The sequence below is a fragment of the Myroides sp. ZB35 genome (assembly GCF_001865835.1).
Lineage (GTDB): Bacteria > Bacteroidota > Bacteroidia > Flavobacteriales > Flavobacteriaceae > Flavobacterium > Flavobacterium odoratimimum.
This window is the reverse complement of the sequence record NZ_CP017769.1, coordinates 1,723,153-1,741,258: the sequence shown is the minus strand read 5'-3', so window position 1 is coordinate 1,741,258 and position 18,106 is coordinate 1,723,153. Positions and strand designations below refer to the sequence as shown.

At 35.0% G+C, this 18,106-nt stretch carries 11 protein-coding genes; 6 read left to right on the top strand and 5 right to left on the bottom strand.

Annotation, left to right across the window (positions count from 1 at the left end):
• The first annotated feature begins 48 nt into the window (after positions 1–48).
• Positions 49–1,503 carry an RNA polymerase factor sigma-54 gene (gene rpoN, locus BK054_RS07900; protein WP_006257389.1) on the top strand — a complete coding sequence of 485 codons (1,455 nt, stop codon included), beginning with the start codon at positions 49–51 and terminating at the stop codon, positions 1,501–1,503.
• A gap of 223 nt (positions 1,504–1,726) precedes the next feature.
• Positions 1,727–2,131, top strand: a complete 405-nt coding sequence (locus BK054_RS07895) for a phosphatase PAP2 family protein (RefSeq protein ID WP_225581563.1) — start codon at positions 1,727–1,729, stop codon at positions 2,129–2,131.
• On the opposite strand, the gene BK054_RS07890 is transcribed toward BK054_RS07895, so the two are convergent.
• From BK054_RS07890 to BK054_RS07880, 3 genes are read right to left on the bottom strand one after another with little or no spacing between them, the layout of a single operon-like run.
• Entirely contained in the window at positions 2,119–2,826 is a 708-nt protein-coding gene (locus BK054_RS07890; RefSeq protein ID WP_025125403.1) for a porin family protein, read from the bottom strand. The two genes, BK054_RS07895 and BK054_RS07890, sit on opposite strands and share 13 nt — an antisense overlap.
• Before the next feature lie 12 nt (positions 2,827–2,838).
• Positions 2,839–4,038 carry a DUF3078 domain-containing protein gene (locus tag BK054_RS07885; protein ID WP_025125404.1) on the bottom strand — a complete coding sequence of 400 codons (1,200 nt, stop codon included), beginning with the start codon at positions 4,036–4,038 and terminating at the stop codon, positions 2,839–2,841.
• Positions 4,039–4,041: 3 nt separating this feature from the next.
• A complete protein-coding gene (locus tag BK054_RS07880; protein ID WP_058699261.1) occupies positions 4,042–5,808 on the bottom strand; it encodes a 1-deoxy-D-xylulose-5-phosphate synthase in 1,767 nt (588 codons plus the stop codon).
• Between the two features lie 72 nt (positions 5,809–5,880).
• Here BK054_RS07880 and BK054_RS07875 point away from each other — a divergent pair, with 72 nt between their 5' ends.
• The 3 genes from BK054_RS07875 to pbpC are packed head-to-tail and all read left to right on the top strand — an operon-like array spanning position 5,881 to position 14,304.
• Entirely contained in the window at positions 5,881–6,324 is a 444-nt protein-coding gene (locus BK054_RS07875; RefSeq protein ID WP_006257394.1) for a nucleoside deaminase, read from the top strand.
• 16 nt (positions 6,325–6,340) lie between these two features.
• On the top strand, positions 6,341–11,866 hold the full coding sequence (locus tag BK054_RS07870; RefSeq protein ID WP_058700021.1) for an alpha-2-macroglobulin family protein: 5,526 nt from the start codon (positions 6,341–6,343) through the stop codon (positions 11,864–11,866).
• A 59-nt stretch (positions 11,867–11,925) separates the two neighbouring features.
• Positions 11,926–14,304 (top strand): penicillin-binding protein 1C, encoded by a 2,379-nt coding sequence (pbpC, locus tag BK054_RS07865; protein WP_058699260.1) that lies wholly within the window; start codon positions 11,926–11,928, stop codon positions 14,302–14,304.
• Positions 14,305–14,775: 471 nt separating this feature from the next.
• Here the strand turns inward: pbpC and BK054_RS07860 are convergent, their stop codons facing one another.
• Both BK054_RS07860 and BK054_RS07855 read right to left on the bottom strand, forming a co-directional pair.
• A complete protein-coding gene (locus BK054_RS07860) occupies positions 14,776–16,332 on the bottom strand; it encodes a ribonuclease E/G (RefSeq protein ID WP_006257397.1) in 1,557 nt (518 codons plus the stop codon).
• A 288-nt stretch (positions 16,333–16,620) separates the two neighbouring features.
• Complete coding sequence (locus tag BK054_RS07855; RefSeq protein WP_006257401.1) at positions 16,621–16,917, bottom strand: HU family DNA-binding protein; 297 nt, start codon at positions 16,915–16,917, stop codon at positions 16,621–16,623.
• A 117-nt stretch (positions 16,918–17,034) separates the two neighbouring features.
• Here BK054_RS07855 and mutY point away from each other — a divergent pair, with 117 nt between their 5' ends.
• Positions 17,035–18,105, top strand: a complete 1,071-nt coding sequence (gene mutY / locus BK054_RS07850) for an A/G-specific adenine glycosylase (protein ID WP_081048722.1) — start codon at positions 17,035–17,037, stop codon at positions 18,103–18,105.
• Position 18,106 lies beyond the last annotated feature (1 nt).

The following is an 18,106-nucleotide window of genomic DNA, read 5'->3' as shown; positions in this document are numbered from 1 at the left end:
ATGTTTTAAAGTAAACATTTTTTTTATTTGTAATTAATATTCAAAAGAATGCTTAAACAAAGTTTACAACTCAAATTATCTCAAAAATTATCTCCTCAACAAATCCAGTTGATGAAGTTAATACAATTACCCACTTTAGCTTTTGAACAAAGGCTGAAGGAAGAGCTAATTGAGAATCCTGCGCTAGAGACTGGTAAAGAAAATGAGTCTACAGACGTAGATGAATTTGACAATGACTTTGAAGATTATGACAATGAACGCATAGAAGCAGAAGACATCAATATAGATGAATATCTAAGTGATGATGAAACTCCTGACTATAAATTACAAGCGAATAACTACAGTAAAGATGATGATGAGTACGAAATGCCTATCATCGCACATGAATCATTTCATCAAGATCTGTTAAATCAATTAAACACCTTCATGTTAAATGATAGCGACAGAAAGATTGCAGAGTTCTTAGTGGGAAGTATCGATGATATGGGATACTTAAGACGTGAAACTCAAGATCTAGTAGATGACTTAGCATTCACTCAAGGTATCTATACTGACGAAGAGACTGTAGAAAGAATATTACTAATCGTACAAGAACTAGACCCTGCTGGTGTAGGCGCTAGAGACTTACAAGAGTGTCTTCTGTTACAGTTAAAACACAAAACACAGTCAGATGCTGTAGATCTAGCTACGGAAATTATAGCAGATCAATTCGATGCTTTTACAAAAAAACATTACGATAAACTATTACAGAGATATGGTGTTTCTAAAGAAAAACTTAGAAACGCTATCGATGAAATAGAAAAACTAAATCCAAAACCAGGAGGAGCTTATATCGGTAATGAACGCACTATAGAACATGTAGTGCCCGACTTTACAATTAAGATTAATGAAGGTGAACTTGAGCTTTTATTAAATGGAAGAAACGCACCTGAACTTCACGTCTCTAAAGATTATCAAGAGATGCTACAGTCGTATAAGGAATCTGCAAAATCTTCTAGTGCACAGAAAGATGCTGTACAATTCATCAAACAAAAGCTAGATGGTGCTAAATGGTTTATCGACGCAATAAAACAGCGTCAAGAAACATTATTTGTAACCATGCACGCTATCGTTGAATACCAAGAAGAATACTTTCTGACAGGAGATGAGACCAAACTAAAGCCAATGATCTTAAAAGACATTGCTGATTTAGTAGGACTAGATATCTCTACCGTGTCAAGGGTAGCTAACAGTAAATATGTAGATACACCTTATGGTACTAAATTAATCAAGAACTTCTTCTCTGAAGCAATGGTTAATGATCAAGGTGAGGAAGTCTCTACATTAGAAATTAAAAAGATACTACAAAATATCATCGGTGAAGAGGACAAGAAAAAACCTTATCCTGATGACAAGCTAGCAGAGTTACTTAAAGACAAAGGATACCCTATCGCTAGACGTACAGTAGCTAAATATAGAGAACAATTAGACATTCCTGTAGCGAGAATGCGTAAACGTATTTAATACTGATTATTAAATGAAAAAAACAGCGAAATTATTCTCTTATATTTTTCATCCAATAACAGTCCCTTTCTTAACGACTTTATTGTATTTTTCATTGGCTCATTTCTACTTTTCTTCAGTAGAAATGTCTATTATATTAGGGCAAGTTCTAATTACAACCTGCCTATTGCCTATATGTATTTACTTTTTGTTGAGATCTCTTAAGCTTGTCAATACTTCTGTTATGGTCAGCTCAAGAAAAGAGCGTATCATCCCTTTTATCATCAACATTGTTTTACTGTTTATGCTAAAGGATTATATTCTATATAACAATAGTGCTTATACAATACGCTTATATATTTGGGGGTTAATGAATAGTTATCTCCTACTTCTATTATTTGGGTTACTAAAACAGAAGTCAAGTGTCCATATCACTACATTAGTTACTAGTTTTATGTTTTACATTTATGTACTAGTGGAACTACAACAACCTAATATTATTGGGGTAATTCTTTTCGTCTTTTTAATCGGGATAGTTGCTTGTTCTAGATTACTACTTAGAGCACATACATCTAAAGAAATTATTCAAGGTTTTTGTATTGGGATTATACCTTCACTAGTCTATATTTTTATCAACTATAAAATATAGAACATTACTCCTACATTTAGAAGTCTTAGTTTATTAGAATCCCACTTCAATACCTCATCTTTATATACATTATTCAATCCATAATACATATAAACATTCCATGTATTAAATCCTGCTGATAGATAAACTCCATACAACCATTTATTCACATTAGGATCCCCCTTAAATGTAGCAGAGTAATCACCTGTAGTCGTTTTCGTACGATCTCCGAAAACATAACTAGCCTTAAATCCTAAATAAACACGCCAAAACTTATGACTATATGGTGTTGAGTTTCTCCAACGAAGTTCAATAGGAAAATCAATAGCATGTAATGATAAACTACTTTTCTTATAAGAACCTAAAATAATATGTTCATTCTCTGCTGTAATTCCCAGATTACCTCTTAAGTTTAGATACGAGTATCCTACTCCAGGTGCTATAGCCACTGTTCTAGATTTATTAATAGGAAAATCTCTTAAAAAACCTCCATTCATTCCTATAGATACAGAACTTGGAGAAAAGCCAGCAGGTTTATCTTGCATTAAAGTATGTGTGATACCGAAGTAAAACTGATCTTCTCTATATTTAAAATCAACTGTTTTTAAAGAATCCTGAACAGCTTCATTTATATTTTCGTTTGACTCAATGTATTCTTGTCCATGAGCCATAAAACCGCTCAACAATATAATACCTATAACTAGTAATTTTCTCATAGCTTCTTAGAATTAAAACGCGTAAGTTAATCCTACTCCTAAAGTTTGTTTAAACTGCAGCTTAGGACCTTCCATAACCTGCACACCATCCCTCATCACTTTATTCTTTACATTATCATCATAAATCATATACGTTCCTACATTAGCACGTACATAATCATTAACCTTAAGGTCTAACTTCATTTCAAACATGACATTTACATTACCAAAGTTGTTTAGATAATCACTATACAAAGTTAGTTTATGTTGATAAAACATATTTTTAAATATCTCTCTCTTCCATTCACTACTCAATAAAAAACCTATTTCTGCTTTATGATTAGATCCACGTCTAATAATATTACCTAAGTCATCTTTCTCTGCTTTAGTCACACCGAATGCTCCTTGATCTGCTAATGTCTGATCTAAAACGAATGTTGCTTTATGCGTTAATGGTGAAATATAAAACTTCATCTCTGTCTTAGGATCTATATACTCCGCTCCGACCCCGACGAATAAGTATGCAGGCGCAAACCAAGCTGATACAGGATTATCAGTGTCAGGATAATTATATCCGTTGGTAAACTGCGTTTTAAAGTTTAGCTTCGCTACATAATACCAATCAGAAATTGCAGAAGACTTATACCCAAAAGCAGAGTTTAATTCTAATACATCATCTGTCTTACGAGATTCTCTTCCAGACTGCTTATTAAGCCCATATCTCACATTTAAAGTATTCTCCCACAATAAACGCCCCTTAATATACTTACGTCCAAATTCTCCTTTTAAAAGCCCTGAAATAGAGTTATCTCCCCCAGCACTCCAATTGACAAAAGCAATCTGATTAAAGTCTAACCCTAAGCGGTTTTCTTTTTCCCAATAGCCAATTATTTCATTGTTAATAGGTAAAAGGCTTAAATTTATATTAGGATTATAATTGGTCTTTATCTTATTCATTTTAGGTTTCTTTCTCTCTACATACACTGCAGGTTTTAAGAAAGGCTCTCCTCTATCATTCTTATCGTATATAATCGTCCCTCCACTATAATCTTTATATGGAATCACTCCCATCAATGGATTATATGGGTTCTCTTCTATACGCAAAGTATCTTTCTTTACATTTTGAACATTCTTATTTTCTGGTTGTTTACTTTCTGTCGTTTCTTGTCCATACGTCTGTAAACAACTCCCTAATACAACTAAACCAAGTAAACCTTTCTTAATCTTTCCCAAAACTTAATTCTTTATTATTGCAACTATACTTTCTATATCTATTCCACATAACTGTTGTTGTTCTAACACAGTTGCATGTTCTATAAATGTATCTTTTATTCCTAATATTTCTACCGCAATATGAGGATAATACTTGGTAACAAACTGGCTTACTATACTACCAAAACCTCCTATTACAGTTCCATCTTCTAATGTCACTATCCTTTCATGCTCCTGACAGATACGATGTAATACCTCCTCATTCAATGGTTTTACAAACATAAAATGATAATGTGACCACTCAGTACTATCACAAAACTCTATTGCTCTAACTACATTATTACCAATAGTTCCTGTAGAGATAAATGCAAATTTATTTCCTTTTTTGATTTGAGAAACACTTCCTACATTAATTTTCTCAAATGGCAATTTCCAAGAATATTCAATAACACCTTTTCCTCTAGGATAACGTATTGCTATCGGATGGTTTAGACCTAATTGAGCTGTGTACAATAAATTACGCAGTTCTAACTCATTTAAAGGTGCTGCAATAATCATATTAGGAATGCAATTTAAATAAGCAATATCATACACCCCCTGATGTGTAGCACCATCCTCACCCACTAATCCTGCCCTATCTAAACAAAATATAACAGGAAGATTTTGTAAAGCTACATCATGGATAACCTGATCATATGCACGTTGTAAAAAAGTAGAATATATAGCACAGAACGGTATTAGACCTTCTGTAGCCATACCTGCAGCTAATGTTACTGCATGCTGTTCTGCTATCCCAACATCTATTGCTCTATCTGGATAAGCGTCCATCATAAACTTTAATGAACTACCTGTAGGCATCGCAGGAGTAATACCTACTATCTTCTCATTAGCCTCTGCAAGCTCGACCAAAGTCAATCCAAAAACATCTTGAAACTTAGAAGGAAACTCACTTTCTTTTTTAGGTATTAACTCTCCTGTGTCTTTATTAAACTTACCAGGAGCGTGGTATTTCACCTGATCTTCTTCTGCTTGTTTTAGCCCTTTTCCTTTTGTTGTAATAACATGTAGAAACTTAGGCCCTTTTATATTCTTTAATCTTTCGAGTTCTTTTATCAATCTAGGTAAATCATGGCCATCTATTGGTCCGTGATAATCAAAGTTTAGAGACTTAATCATATTATTTGCCCGTGGATTACTTCCATCCTTTACTGCTGTCAAATAATCTTTTAATGCGCCTACACTAGGATCTATACCTATAGCATTATCATTAAGCACCACCAGCATATTAGTATCTGTCACACCAGCATGATTCAATCCTTCAAACGCCATTCCTGACGCAATAGACGCATCACCAACAACGGCAATATGACATCTATCTTCTTCCCCTTTTAACTTAGCTGCGATAGCCATACCTAAAATAGCAGAAATAGCAGTAGAAGAATGTCCTACTCCAAAAGCATCATAAACACTCTCCTCTCTTAAAGGGAATCCACTAATACCACCTTTTTGTCTATTGGTATGGAATGCTTGTTGTCTACCTGTTAGTAGTTTATGCCCATAGGCCTGATGCCCAACATCCCAAACTAAATTATCGACAGGAGTATCAAATACATAATGTAGTGCAATCGTTAATTCTACCACTCCTAAGCTCGCTCCTAGATGCCCTTCTTTACTAGCAACTATATCAATAATAAATTCTCTCAACTCCACAGCTAATCCTTTCAATTCTTCAATTGTAAGTTTCTTTAAGTCAGCCGGAGTATTAATATGTTCAAGTAAGTTTTTAGACATTCTAAATAAAATAAAAACAAAATTACAATTTTGTTTTTACTTTTGAGTTTGCATTTATGTTAACACAAAAGAATGGATACATTTTTCAATGATGAATATTTTATGCGCATTGCTTTAAGCGAAGCAAAAGAAGCGTATGATAAGGGAGAAATTCCAGTAGGAGCAATCGTAGTTGCCAATAACCAAATTATAGCTAAAAGTCATAATTTGACAGAGCTATTACACGATGTAACTGCTCATGCAGAGATACAAGCTATCTCTTCTGCTGCTAATTACTTAAACGCTAAATATTTGAAAAACTGCACTTTATTCGTAACTTTAGAACCTTGCCAGATGTGTGCAGGAGCCCTTTATTGGAGTCAAATAACCAAAATTGTTTATGGTGCATCTGATGATAAAAGAGGATATAAAGCCATAGGAGGACAACTTCACCCTAGAACAGAAGTAGTCTCAGGTGTTCTTGAACAGGAATGCACTGCTTTAATGAAATCGTTTTTTGAAAATAAAAGAAAATAAAAAACTGCTTATAACTATGAAATTCAGAAATCTACTTATCCTCATCTGTTGTGCATTTATAGCGCTCCAGTCTTGTAAAAAGAATGGGGATTTAAATGTCAACTTATCCAACCCTAAGCTTTTTAGTGAATATATACTTGCTTTTACAGCAGGTGTTATCTCTACTAAAGATCCTATCGATATCAGTATCCCAAAAAACTGGAAAAACTGGGCTCCTAATGAGGAGTTGGACAGCGACCTATTTACAATCACTCCAGCTGTAAAAGGAAAAGTAGTCTACTTACCTACAGACGTGATCCGTTTTATCCCATCTGAGCGATTAAAACAAGATCAGAGGTATAATATTACTTTTCATTTAGACAAAGTTACAGAGACAGAAGATGCACTAAAGAACTTCTCTTTTATGGTGATGACTGTACCTCAGACATTCCATACACAGTTATTAGACCTTCAGAGCGTATCAGATACAGAATATGTACTTAATGGCGTACTGACTACAAGTGATTGGTTAACTACTGCTGATGCTAAAAAAGTATTAACAGCAGTACAAGAAAAAAAGAACTTAGATCTAAAATTTGATAGTGATGATAAAACAGAAGCTAAAGAATTTAAGTTCACAATCAATAAGATTAAGAGAACCCCTTCAGAATCATCGATTGATATCGTTATCAATGGTAAACCTGTAAATAACGCGGCTAAAAGCACTGAAGTACACACGGTACCTCAACAGAATTACTTTGATCACTTTAAAGTTGAACCTGTAGCTGATGACGCACAAGCTTTTTGGATTAACTTTTCGAACCCTCTTAAGAAGAATCAAGACTTTAATGGTTTAATAGACTTAGAGAATAACGATGCAAAACTAACTTTCTCAACAGATGGAAACGTATTAAAGGTATTTGCAGACAAACCGTTACAAGACAAAATTAATATTAGAATCAGTTCAGGTATTGAAGATAACAAAGGAAATAAAACGCTGACTACAGAAGTAGTAGAGCTAAACTTCGGTATTCCTAAACCTGATGTACAACTAATCAACAGTGGTACAATATTACCTAGCTCAGAAAACTTAAAAATAAACTTTAGAGCTACTACACTAAAAGCTGTAGATGTAAAAGTTTACAAAATATACGAAAATAATATTCTTCAATTCTTACAAGAGAATAATATAGATGGGAAATACAGCCTTAACAGAGTGGCTGATCCTATCGCAAAAACTACGATTAAACTGACAAATGCGAATCCTAAAGCATTAATGCAGTACAATACTTATGCCTTAGACTTATCTACTCTTATTAGTCCTGATCCAGGAGCGATATACAGAGTGGAGTTCTCTTTTGATCGTTCGTATTCATTATATGGGTGTGCTGAGAGTCAAGACAGCGAGACTACAGATGAGGATATAGATGAAGATATAGATGAAGAACTAAATCAAGATGATGAGTATTATGATGATGATTACTACTATTACTATAACTGGAGTGAGAAAGATGACCCATGTTCTCAATCTTACTACTACTATCACGAGAAAGCAGCTACTAATGTATTAGCTACTGACTTAGGTGTAATCATTAAAGGTGGTAATAATAATATCTATACAACAATTGTTACGAATCTGATTACAACAGATCCTGTTGCGGCAGCTACAGTAGAATTCTATACGTATAGACAACAATTAATTACTTCTGCTAAGACTGATACTAACGGTATTCTTATTGTTAACCTAGAGAAAAAGAAACCTGCCTTTGCTATTATAAAAGATGATAGAAATACAACTTATGTAAAAATAGATGAGGCAAACTCTCTATCTATGAGTAACTATGATGTAGATGGTACTACGTTACAAAAAGGTATCAATGGATATATCTATACTGAAAGAGGAGTATGGAGACCAGGAGACAACATTTACCTAGATTTCATTCTTGATGATCTAGCTAATCCTCTACCTGCTAACCACCCGATCAAACTAACTTTCTCTGATCCTTACGGGAAAGTAGTAGATCAGATAGTACAGAAAAAGAATGCTAATAATCACTATGCTTATGTCTTAAAAACAAACCCTGAATCTCTTACAGGGAATTGGCAGGCAGTTGTAAGTGTAGGAGGTGCTAAATTTTACAAGCAAATTAAAATAGAAACGATAAAACCGAATCGTTTAAAGATTAAAAACACAATCGAAGGCAAAACTGTTTACAGCAATAGTAACAGTGCTAGAGTCGACTATAACGTACAGTGGTTACAAGGAAGTGTTGCTAAAAACTTAAAAGCTGAAGTAACCCTAAAGTTACTTCCTCAAACAACAACTTTCTCTAACTATAAAACATATTCGTTTAGTAACAGCTTGAGTTCTTATGGTTCTCAAGAGATAAATGCTTTCTCAGGATCAACAGACTTTGAAGGTGACTTTTCATTTTCTGTTAATCTAAATAATATACCAGAAAACACAGGAATGCTAAAAGCAATCTTTACTTCTAAGGTATACGAGAACGGAGGTGATGTATCTACTGATGTATCTACAGCTACGATCTCTCCATACAATACCTATGTAGGGATAAAGGCACCTGATGCTAATAAATACGGATATTATCAAACAGACGAACCACTTAAATTCTCTTTTGTTACTGTGAATGCACAAGGGGCTCCGAAGCCTCATGATATCAACGTAACTGTTTATAGAAAAAAAGGATATTGGTGGTGGAGCTCTAATAACAATGGAGCATCTAGTTATAGTAGTTCAGACTACTACTCTGTGTATAAAGATGCGGTAGATTATACTACATCTTCTAACGGTACAGCTACTATGTCTCTGACTATTCCAGAACAAGACTGGGGTACTTATGAGATTGTAGCGCGTGATAAATACGGTAAACATATTGCCTCTTCTGTGGTATATGTAGACTACCCTTATTGGTCTGGTAAAACAAAACATTCACAAGGAAAAGAAGCTACGGTATTAGCCCTAGCTACAGATAAAAAAGATTATAATACAGGAGAGAAGATAAAGCTATCTTTCCCTTCTAGTGAAGGTGGTAGAGCATTAATCTCTATAGAGAATGGATCTACTGTATTAGAGACACATTGGGTGAAAACTCAAAAAGGAGAAACGACATTCGAAATCGCTACTACAGAAACGATGTCGCCTAATGTATATATCAATGTATCTGCTATACAGCCACATGCTTCTACGTTAAATAACTCTCCTATACGTATGTATGGAGTAGCTCCTATCAATGTATACAATAAGAAGACTAAGCTAGAACCTGTTCTGACTATGCCTGACAAACTAAAGCCTGAACAAGAATTCACTGTTCAAGTAAAAGAAAAGGCAGGTCAAAAAATGACTTATACTATAGCGATAGTAGAGGACGGTCTACTAGATCTAACACGTTTTAAGACTCCTAATCCATGGGATAACTTCTATAGCAAAACTGCCTTAGGTGTGCGTACTTGGGATATCTATGACAACGTTATTGGAGCTTATGGTGGTGCTATTAATCAAGTATTCAGCATAGGGGGAGATGAAGACCTTGGAGCTGGTCAAGTGAAGAAAGCAAATAGGTTTAAACCGGTTGTTATCCACTTAGGTCCATTCGTTCTTGATGGAGGCAAAACTGGAACTCATAAAGTAAAATTACCTAAGTATATAGGATCAGTTCGTACAATGGTGGTTGCTTCTAATGTAGCTACTAAAGCATACGGAAGTGTAGAAAAAACGGTCAAAGTAAACAACCCTCTGATGATATTAGGTTCTCTTCCTAGAAGAGCTGTACCAGGAGAGAAAGTGACGCTACCGATCACGGTATTCGCTATGGAAAGTCATGTGAAAAATGTAACTGTGAAAGTAAAAACAGATGACAAGTTTAAGATTCAGAATAATGCTACACAGGAAATAACATTCAGTGAACCTGACGAAAAAGTAGTATACTGTGACCTAGAAGTACAGCAAAAAACAGGTATCTCTAAGATAGAAATAGAAGCTATCTCTGGTAAAGAGAGAGCTACTTATGTAGTAGAATTAGATGTACTAAACCCTAATCCTATCACTGTAAAGACAGAAGATATTGTATTAGAACCGAATAGTACAAATAAAATCGAATGGGAGAAGTTTGGGGTGACAGGTAGTAATAAAGCTACTCTAGAGCTATCTACTTTCCCTGGTATTAATCTAACATCTAGATTAAACTTCTTGATTAAATATCCTCACGGATGTAGTGAACAGGTGACTTCTGGAGTATTCCCTCAGATCTTCTTAGAAGACTTAGTTTATGTAAGTAAGAGCAAAAAAGAAAGTCTACAGCGCAATATCAACGAAGGGTTAAAGACATTAGCTCAACGTCAGATGGCAGATGGTAGCTTTAGATACTGGAGCAGTGATTCTTATTCTGATGACTGGACTACTTCATACATCTTACACTTCTTAATCGAAGCTGAGAAAAGAGGCTATGCATTACCTATTGGAAGTAAAGCTAATGCAATCGCTTATCAACAAAAAGCTGTAAGATCATGGTCATACAGCAGTCGTTATAATAATGATATTGCACAGGCTTATAGATTATACACACTAGCACTAGCTGGTAATGCTGATTTAGCTTCTATGAACAGACTAAGAGAGACTACAGGTATTTCTGCTGATACGAAATTACGTCTTGCAGCAGCCTATGCTTTAGCAGGTCAAAAAGAAGCTGCTAATAAACTAATAGCAAGCTCACCTATTATAGAGAATAATCAATCTCAGTATTACTATTATGGTTCTTATGAGAGAAGATTAGCAATGGCATTAGAGACACTTATTCTGACTAAATCGAATAATAAGTTAATGCATGAATACGCTAACACATTGGCAAAAAGATTAGGTTCTAATACGTGGATGAGTACACAGAGTACAGCATTCGGACTGAACGTGATCTCAGCTTATGTAAAGAATAATAAATCAAAAGAAGGTATCAATGTAGACTTCACAAATAATGGAACGACTACAAATGCTACGACAAAAAACAATATGTATGAGTATGACTTTAAAACGATATCTTCTACTAATGAAGTTAGTTTAGTCAATAAGAACACATCTACTGTTTATGCTCGTGTGGCTTATAGTGGTATCCTTCCAGTAGGAAAAGAATTGACAGACGAAAGTAATATCAGTATTCGCACCTCATTTAGAGATGCAAGTCAGCAAGTAATTAACCCTACTCAACTGAGCCAAGGAACAGAGTTCTCTGCTTATATTACGATTACGAATACCACTGTTAACAGCATTGACAATGTTGCATTGACACAAATTATCCCATCTGGATGGGAGATTGTAAACCTGAGATACACAGATGCTAGTGAGGTAAGTAATCCTGTACAACACACAGATATCAGAGATGACCGTTCTAACTTCTACTTCAGTCTTAACCCAAGAGAGACAAAGACATTAAGAGTAGTGTTAAATGCATCTTACTTAGGTAAATATTATATGCCAGGAGTCTATGCAGAAGCGATGTATGACAATTCATACAGATGCCGTACAGCAGGACAATGGATAGAAGTAGTAAAATAATAAATTGACAATCATTAAATAAATACAGGGAAACAAAATTCCCTGTATTTTTATTTTATATGAAACTGAAACCTAACTTAAACTGGAAAACATGGTCTTTAAAGAGAAAAGTGATGACGATCATCGCTTTTATTCTCTTAGTACTCTATTACTTTTCGCTACCTAGCGAATTGTTTACTAAGCCCTATTCCACCGTAATAGAAAGTAATGATAATAAACTTCTCGGTGCACAGATAGCGACAGATGGGCAATGGCGTTTTCCTGAAGTAGACTCTGTACCTCATAAGTTCAAGGAGTGTATTATTACCTTTGAAGACGACTATTTTTACTACCACTGGGGAGTTAACCCAGTTTCAATGATAAAAGCCTTTAGAGCTAATCTTCAGTCTGACAAGGTAGTCAGAGGAGGAAGTACACTTACGCAGCAGACTATTCGCTTATCTAGAGATGGTAAGAAAAGAAACTATTCAGAGAAACTTATTGAAGCGATACAAGCTACTCGTCTAGAGTTTAAGTATAGTAAAGATAGAATATTAAGCCTATACGCATCACATGCCCCTTTTGGAGGTAATGTGGTAGGTATAGAAGTAGCTGCTTGGCGTTATTTTGGGACAACACCAGAACAATTATCTTGGGCAGAGAGTGCTACATTAGCAGTGTTACCAAACGCTCCAAGCTTAATATACCCAGGAAAAAACCAAGAAAGATTACTTAAAAAAAGAAATGCTTTACTTAAAAAACTACTAGACAAAGGCACTTTTGATGAGAGCACCTATCTACTAGCATTAGAAGAGCCTCTACCTCAGAAGCCTCATGAGCTACCTCAGATAGCACCTCACCTATTACAGTATGTAGCTAAGACAAATAGTCAAGAGAGAAATCATACTACGATAGACTATAATATTCAACAACGTGTCAATGATATCGTGAAGGGGTATTATTTTAATTATAGTCAAACAGAAATCTATAATATGGCTGTTATCGTCATAGATGTAGAAACACGTGATATCATCAGCTATGTAGGAAATACCCCTACTACAGTACAACATAAAAAAGACGTAGACATCATCCATGCACAGCGCAGTACAGCTAGTATCATTAAACCCTTCTTGTACGCGAGTATGCTAGATGATGCAGAGCTCCTACCCAAAACATTAGCTGCTGATATACCTGTAGTGATATCGGGCTATAAACCTGAGAACTTTAATAGCTCTTATGAAGGAGCAGTACCAGCAGACGAAGCCTTATTTAGATCACTAAATATTCCTTTTGTATTAATGCTTCAGAAATATGGTATCTATAGATTCTATAATCAATTGCAAAACTTGGGCTTTAAATCTATTTCTAAACACCCTAATCACTATGGTCTATCCCTGATATTAGGAGGAGCGGAGAGCAATCTATGGGAGATAACGAAAGCATATACAGGACTAGCTTCTACCCTTAACTATTACAATAGAACAAAAGGTCAATATAGAAGTAACGAAATACAAGATCTAAACTGGAATAAGAACGTTCAACTTGACTTTGGACAGGATAGCAAAGAGAAAGCACATCTTGGTGCAGGAGCCATTTACAATACTTTTAAGGCACTTACACAAGTTAATCGACCAGAAGGAGATGAAGCATGGAGATACTATGACTCATCGCTTAAAATAGCTTGGAAGACAGGTACAAGCTTTGGAGGTAGAGATGCATGGGCAGTCGGTGTTAATAAAAAGTATGTAGTAGGCATCTGGGTAGGGAATGCCTCAGGAGAAGGTCGTCCATCTATCAGTGGAGTGCGTATGGCTGGTCCTATACTATTTGACGTATTTAATTTATTACCACGTACGAGCTGGTTTGAACAACCGTTAAACGACATGGAAGAGATAGAAGTATGTACCCAATCAGGATACCTAGCTGGCCCATACTGTGACAAGAGAACAGAACTAGTACCTTATCGTGCTAAAAAGACGGAGCTATGCCCTTATCACAAACTTGTTCACCTAGATCAGTCAATGAGCTATCAGGTCAACAGTATGTGTGAACCCATTGACAATATCATGAATCAGCCTTGGTTCATCTTGCCTCCGACTATGGCTCACTTCTATAAGCGACATCACAGTGATTATAAGGACTTACCTCCTTATAGACCTGACTGTATAGATTATAGCACACAGAATACGACAGAGTTTATCTATCCTAAGCACAATGATCTAATCTATCTAACTAAAGACTTCTATTCTAATGTGCAGCCCTTTATAGCTAAAGCAGCGACTAGCAATCCTGCCAAAACACTATACTGGTACCTAGATGAAGAATACTTAGGCGAGACTTCATTATTTCATGAGCAAGCTATACAGGCAGATCCAGGCATACACTATTTAACCATAGTAGATGCTGATGGAAATACTAAAACGATTCAAATCACATTAGAACTCAGTAGCCCTAAATAAAATAGAGGAGCTAAACATAGCTCCTCTACTCATCACTCGCACTCAAAACAGCTTCTCTTCTTCTTTTTCTATTTTATATCTGTATGCTTATTCAGGATGATAAAAATTTCTAAATCATACGAGTAAACGACAAACACTTATAGTAAAACCTTTTATATGACTAAATTACTTTTTTAAGAGTTTAAAAAATTATACAAAGCAAATCATAAGATAGAAAACACCACAAATAAACTACTAATAATAAACACAATAGCTAGAAAGCAAACATTCTTCTACACTCACTGACAAAAATTATTATTTAAAAAACTATACCTTATAAGTATAACGCTGGTATTAAAAAAGACAAAAAGTGACTTCGCACAGTTTTACACCACTTTTTTAAGAAAAGAATATTTGATTATTAAAAGGCTAGTGTCCCATAAAAAGGTTAGAAACAAAAAAACCACTAATCTCCGACTAGTGGTTTTTTTGTTATTCTGAAAGTTCATTTCCTTTATCATCTAAGAAATGGTATTCTAGATACGTGTAAGCGTCACGTGGAATTACTTTAACCCATTTTTTAAACTCTAAGTACCACTTAGCTCTAATAGATGGAATTCCTTTAGTTAAATAAGCAGCAACGAATGGATGCGTATTTAAGATAATTTTTTTCGACTTATCTTTCGAAATAATATTTTCTAGGTCAGCCTTTATTTTGTCAATAACAAGAATAGGAGCTTCGATTTCACCGTGTTCATTCGGATCTTCTTCTCTTGTTTCAATATTAACTTCAGGTCTAACACGTTGTCTAGTGATTTGAATTAATCCAAATTTACTAGGAGGCAAGATCTTGTGTTTTGCTTTATCATCACTCATTTCTTCTTTTAAGAAGTCGTATAGTGTCTTTCTATTCTCTGGGTTCCCCATGTCAATAAAATCCACTACGATAATCCCACCCATATCTCTTAATCTAAGCTGTCTAGCTATCTCAGCTGCAGCGATAAGGTTAACTTCAAGGGCAGTGTCTTCTTGAGACTGAGCTTTGTTTGAGCGATTTCCACTGTTTACATCTATGACGTGTAACGCCTCTGTATGTTCTATGATTAAATAAGCTCCCTTACTCATAGAAACAGTTCTACCAAAAGAAGTCTTGATCTGACGTTCGATATTATACTTTTCGAAAATCGGAACTTCTAATGATTGATAGTGCTTCACAATAGAAACTTTCGAAGGAGCTATCTCTTGCAAATAGTCTTTCGTTTGGTAATACATATCCTCATCATCAGTCATGATACCCGTGAAAGTATCATTAAACACATCCCTAAGAATAGATGATGCTTTATTAACCTCTCCTAATACTTTAGAAGGATGATGAGCTACGCTTAATTTTTTGCACATATTGTTCCAGCGAGTCATTAGGTTCTGCAGATCTTTTTCGATCTCAGCTACCTTCATTCCCTCTGCCACAGTACGTACTATTACTCCAAATCCCTTTGGTTTGATTGTTTGAAGAAGTTTCTTTAGACGTTCTTTTTCTTCTTTAGATTCTATCTTTTGAGAAATAGAGATTCTATTAGAGAAAGGAACTAAGACTACATAACGTCCTGCTATAGAAAGTTCAGAACTAATACGAGGTCCTTTAGTAGAAATAGGTTCTTTAACAATCTGAACTAATAAAGACTGATTAGCACTTAATACATCACTAACCACTCCATCTTTATCAATTTCTTCCTCAAAAGGAAAGTTCTTTAAGGAGTAATCTTTTAATTTACCTCCGCTTACAAGTTTAGTGAACTTCAGTAAAGTTCGAAGATTAGGACCTAGATCATGGTAATGCAAGAAAGCATCCTTCTCAAAGCCTACGTGAACGAATGCAGCATTAAGTCCTGCTACAGGTTTTCTAATCTTAGCGATAAAGATATCGCCAACTTGAAAACCATCATCTTCACTCTCTTCTCTCTCCCTGTGTAGTTCAATTAGTTTTCCATCTTTTAATAAGGCAAAATCTACTGTATCAGAATTCGACCTAACAATTAGCTCTTTATTCACACTGTACATTTTTATCCATACTCATCCATTACGATGTCTAAAAGACCAAATGAGTTTGTATAGATGGATTAAACATTAATACAGATATTTCTATCTGGAAAACTTACCTTTTGCAAGGCAAGTTTTTTCAGTATCTTTTTTCTACTAAAAGAAAAAAGTAGTTTTAAACTACTTTTTCTTTTTGTGACGGTTAGCTCTCGCTCTTTTTTTACGTTTGTGCGTCGCTACCTTATGTCTTTTTCTTTTTTTACCACTTGGCATAATGTGTGTAATTTAGAGATTAATAAATTATTTTACTTTTACTTCTGTGTTTGACTTTACGCCTTCTACAAACACCTTAGCTGGTTTGAATGCTGGGATATTGTGTGCAGGGATTCTGATAGTTGTGTTTTTAGAGATATTTCTTCCTGTTTTCTCAGCTCTAGTTTTAATAATAAAACTACCGAAACCTCTTAAATAAACATTTTCACCAGCTTCTAAAGATCCTTTTACTTCTTCCATAAAAGATTCTACTGTTGCCTGTACTTCACCTTTTTCAAGCCCTAATTTTTCTGAAATTTTAGCTACAATGTCTGCTTTCGTCATTTTAGATATAAATTATTTTGTTGTTGTCTGATATTTTTAGAGTGTGCAAATATATTAATTTATATCCCAATAATTCAACCTTAATTGATTAAAATTTAAATATATAAAGTTTTAAGTTTGCGTTCAATACTTTTTACAATGATTTTTTCTAATAAACTCATTACTTGGTACTTAGAAAACAAACGTTTTTTACCTTGGAGAGAAACTAAAAACCCTTACGCCATTTGGTTATCAGAAATAATACTGCAACAAACGCGAGTAGCGCAAGGTTTACCCTATTTTGAAGCCTTTTTAACCACTTATCCTACTGTAAAAGATCTAGCAGATGCACCCGAAGATGATGTAATGCGCTTATGGCAAGGACTTGGCTACTACAGTAGAGCTAGAAACCTTCATGCAACAGCAAAAAAGGTAGCCTATGAACTAAATGGAGTATTTCCTCCTAATTATAAAGAACTACTTACATTAAAAGGTGTAGGAGAATATACTGCTGCTGCCATAGCCTCTATCGCTTATGATGAAGTAGTACCTGTAGTAGACGGCAATGTATTCAGAGTATTATCACGTGTGTACGGTATCACTTCTGATATCTCTACCAATACTACTAAAAAAGAATTTCAAGCACTAGCGGCTACTCTAATTCCTCAGCATGATCCTGCGACCTTTAATCAAGCGATCATGGACTTCGGTGCGATACAATGCACCCCGAAGAGTCCTGACTGTCCATCATGCCCTTTTATTAAAGAGTGTGTAGCCTATCAGACTAATCAGGTGGCTGTACTCCCTATCAAACTAAGCAAGGTAAAGGTAAAAAAACGCTATTTAGACTTCATCATCTTCATTGATAAAGATGGTAATACACATATAGAACAACGCACAGCTAAAGATATCTGGCAACAACTATACCAATTTCCAGTATTTGACAGTTTCACTCATCATATAGAAGACATAGACTCTGCACTGAGAGAGCGATACGACACCTTATATATAAAGGAGATAAAAGAACTGACGACTGACGCTATCACACACCAGCTATCACATCAGAAGTTACACATCAAGTTCTGGTGCGTACAAATAGAAGCAACACCTTCTGTACAAACGAGTTGGGAGGATTTAAATAAATTTGGTTTTCCGATTGTAATTCATAACTTTATTACATCCTTAGATTTAAAAACACTAATATCCTAAC

Excerpts from the sequence above, each read along its gene's own strand:
- BK054_RS07880 (WP_058699261.1), bottom strand. The coding sequence starts at position 5,808 with ATGTCTAAAAACTTACTTGAACATATTAATACTCCGGCTGACTTAAAG.
- BK054_RS07895 (WP_225581563.1), top strand. The coding sequence starts at position 1,727 with ATGGTCAGCTCAAGAAAAGAGCGTATCATCCCTTTTATCATCAACATT.
- rpoN (WP_006257389.1), top strand. The coding sequence starts at position 49 with ATGCTTAAACAAAGTTTACAACTCAAATTATCTCAAAAATTATCTCCT.
- BK054_RS07890 (WP_025125403.1), bottom strand. The coding sequence starts at position 2,826 with ATGAGAAAATTACTAGTTATAGGTATTATATTGTTGAGCGGTTTTATG.
- BK054_RS07875 (WP_006257394.1), top strand. The coding sequence starts at position 5,881 with ATGGATACATTTTTCAATGATGAATATTTTATGCGCATTGCTTTAAGC.
- BK054_RS07855 (WP_006257401.1), bottom strand. The coding sequence starts at position 16,917 with ATGACGAAAGCAGACATTGTAGCTAAAATTTCAGAAAAATTAGGGCTT.
- pbpC (WP_058699260.1), top strand. The coding sequence starts at position 11,926 with ATGAAACTGAAACCTAACTTAAACTGGAAAACATGGTCTTTAAAGAGA.
- BK054_RS07870 (WP_058700021.1), top strand. The coding sequence starts at position 6,341 with ATGAAATTCAGAAATCTACTTATCCTCATCTGTTGTGCATTTATAGCG.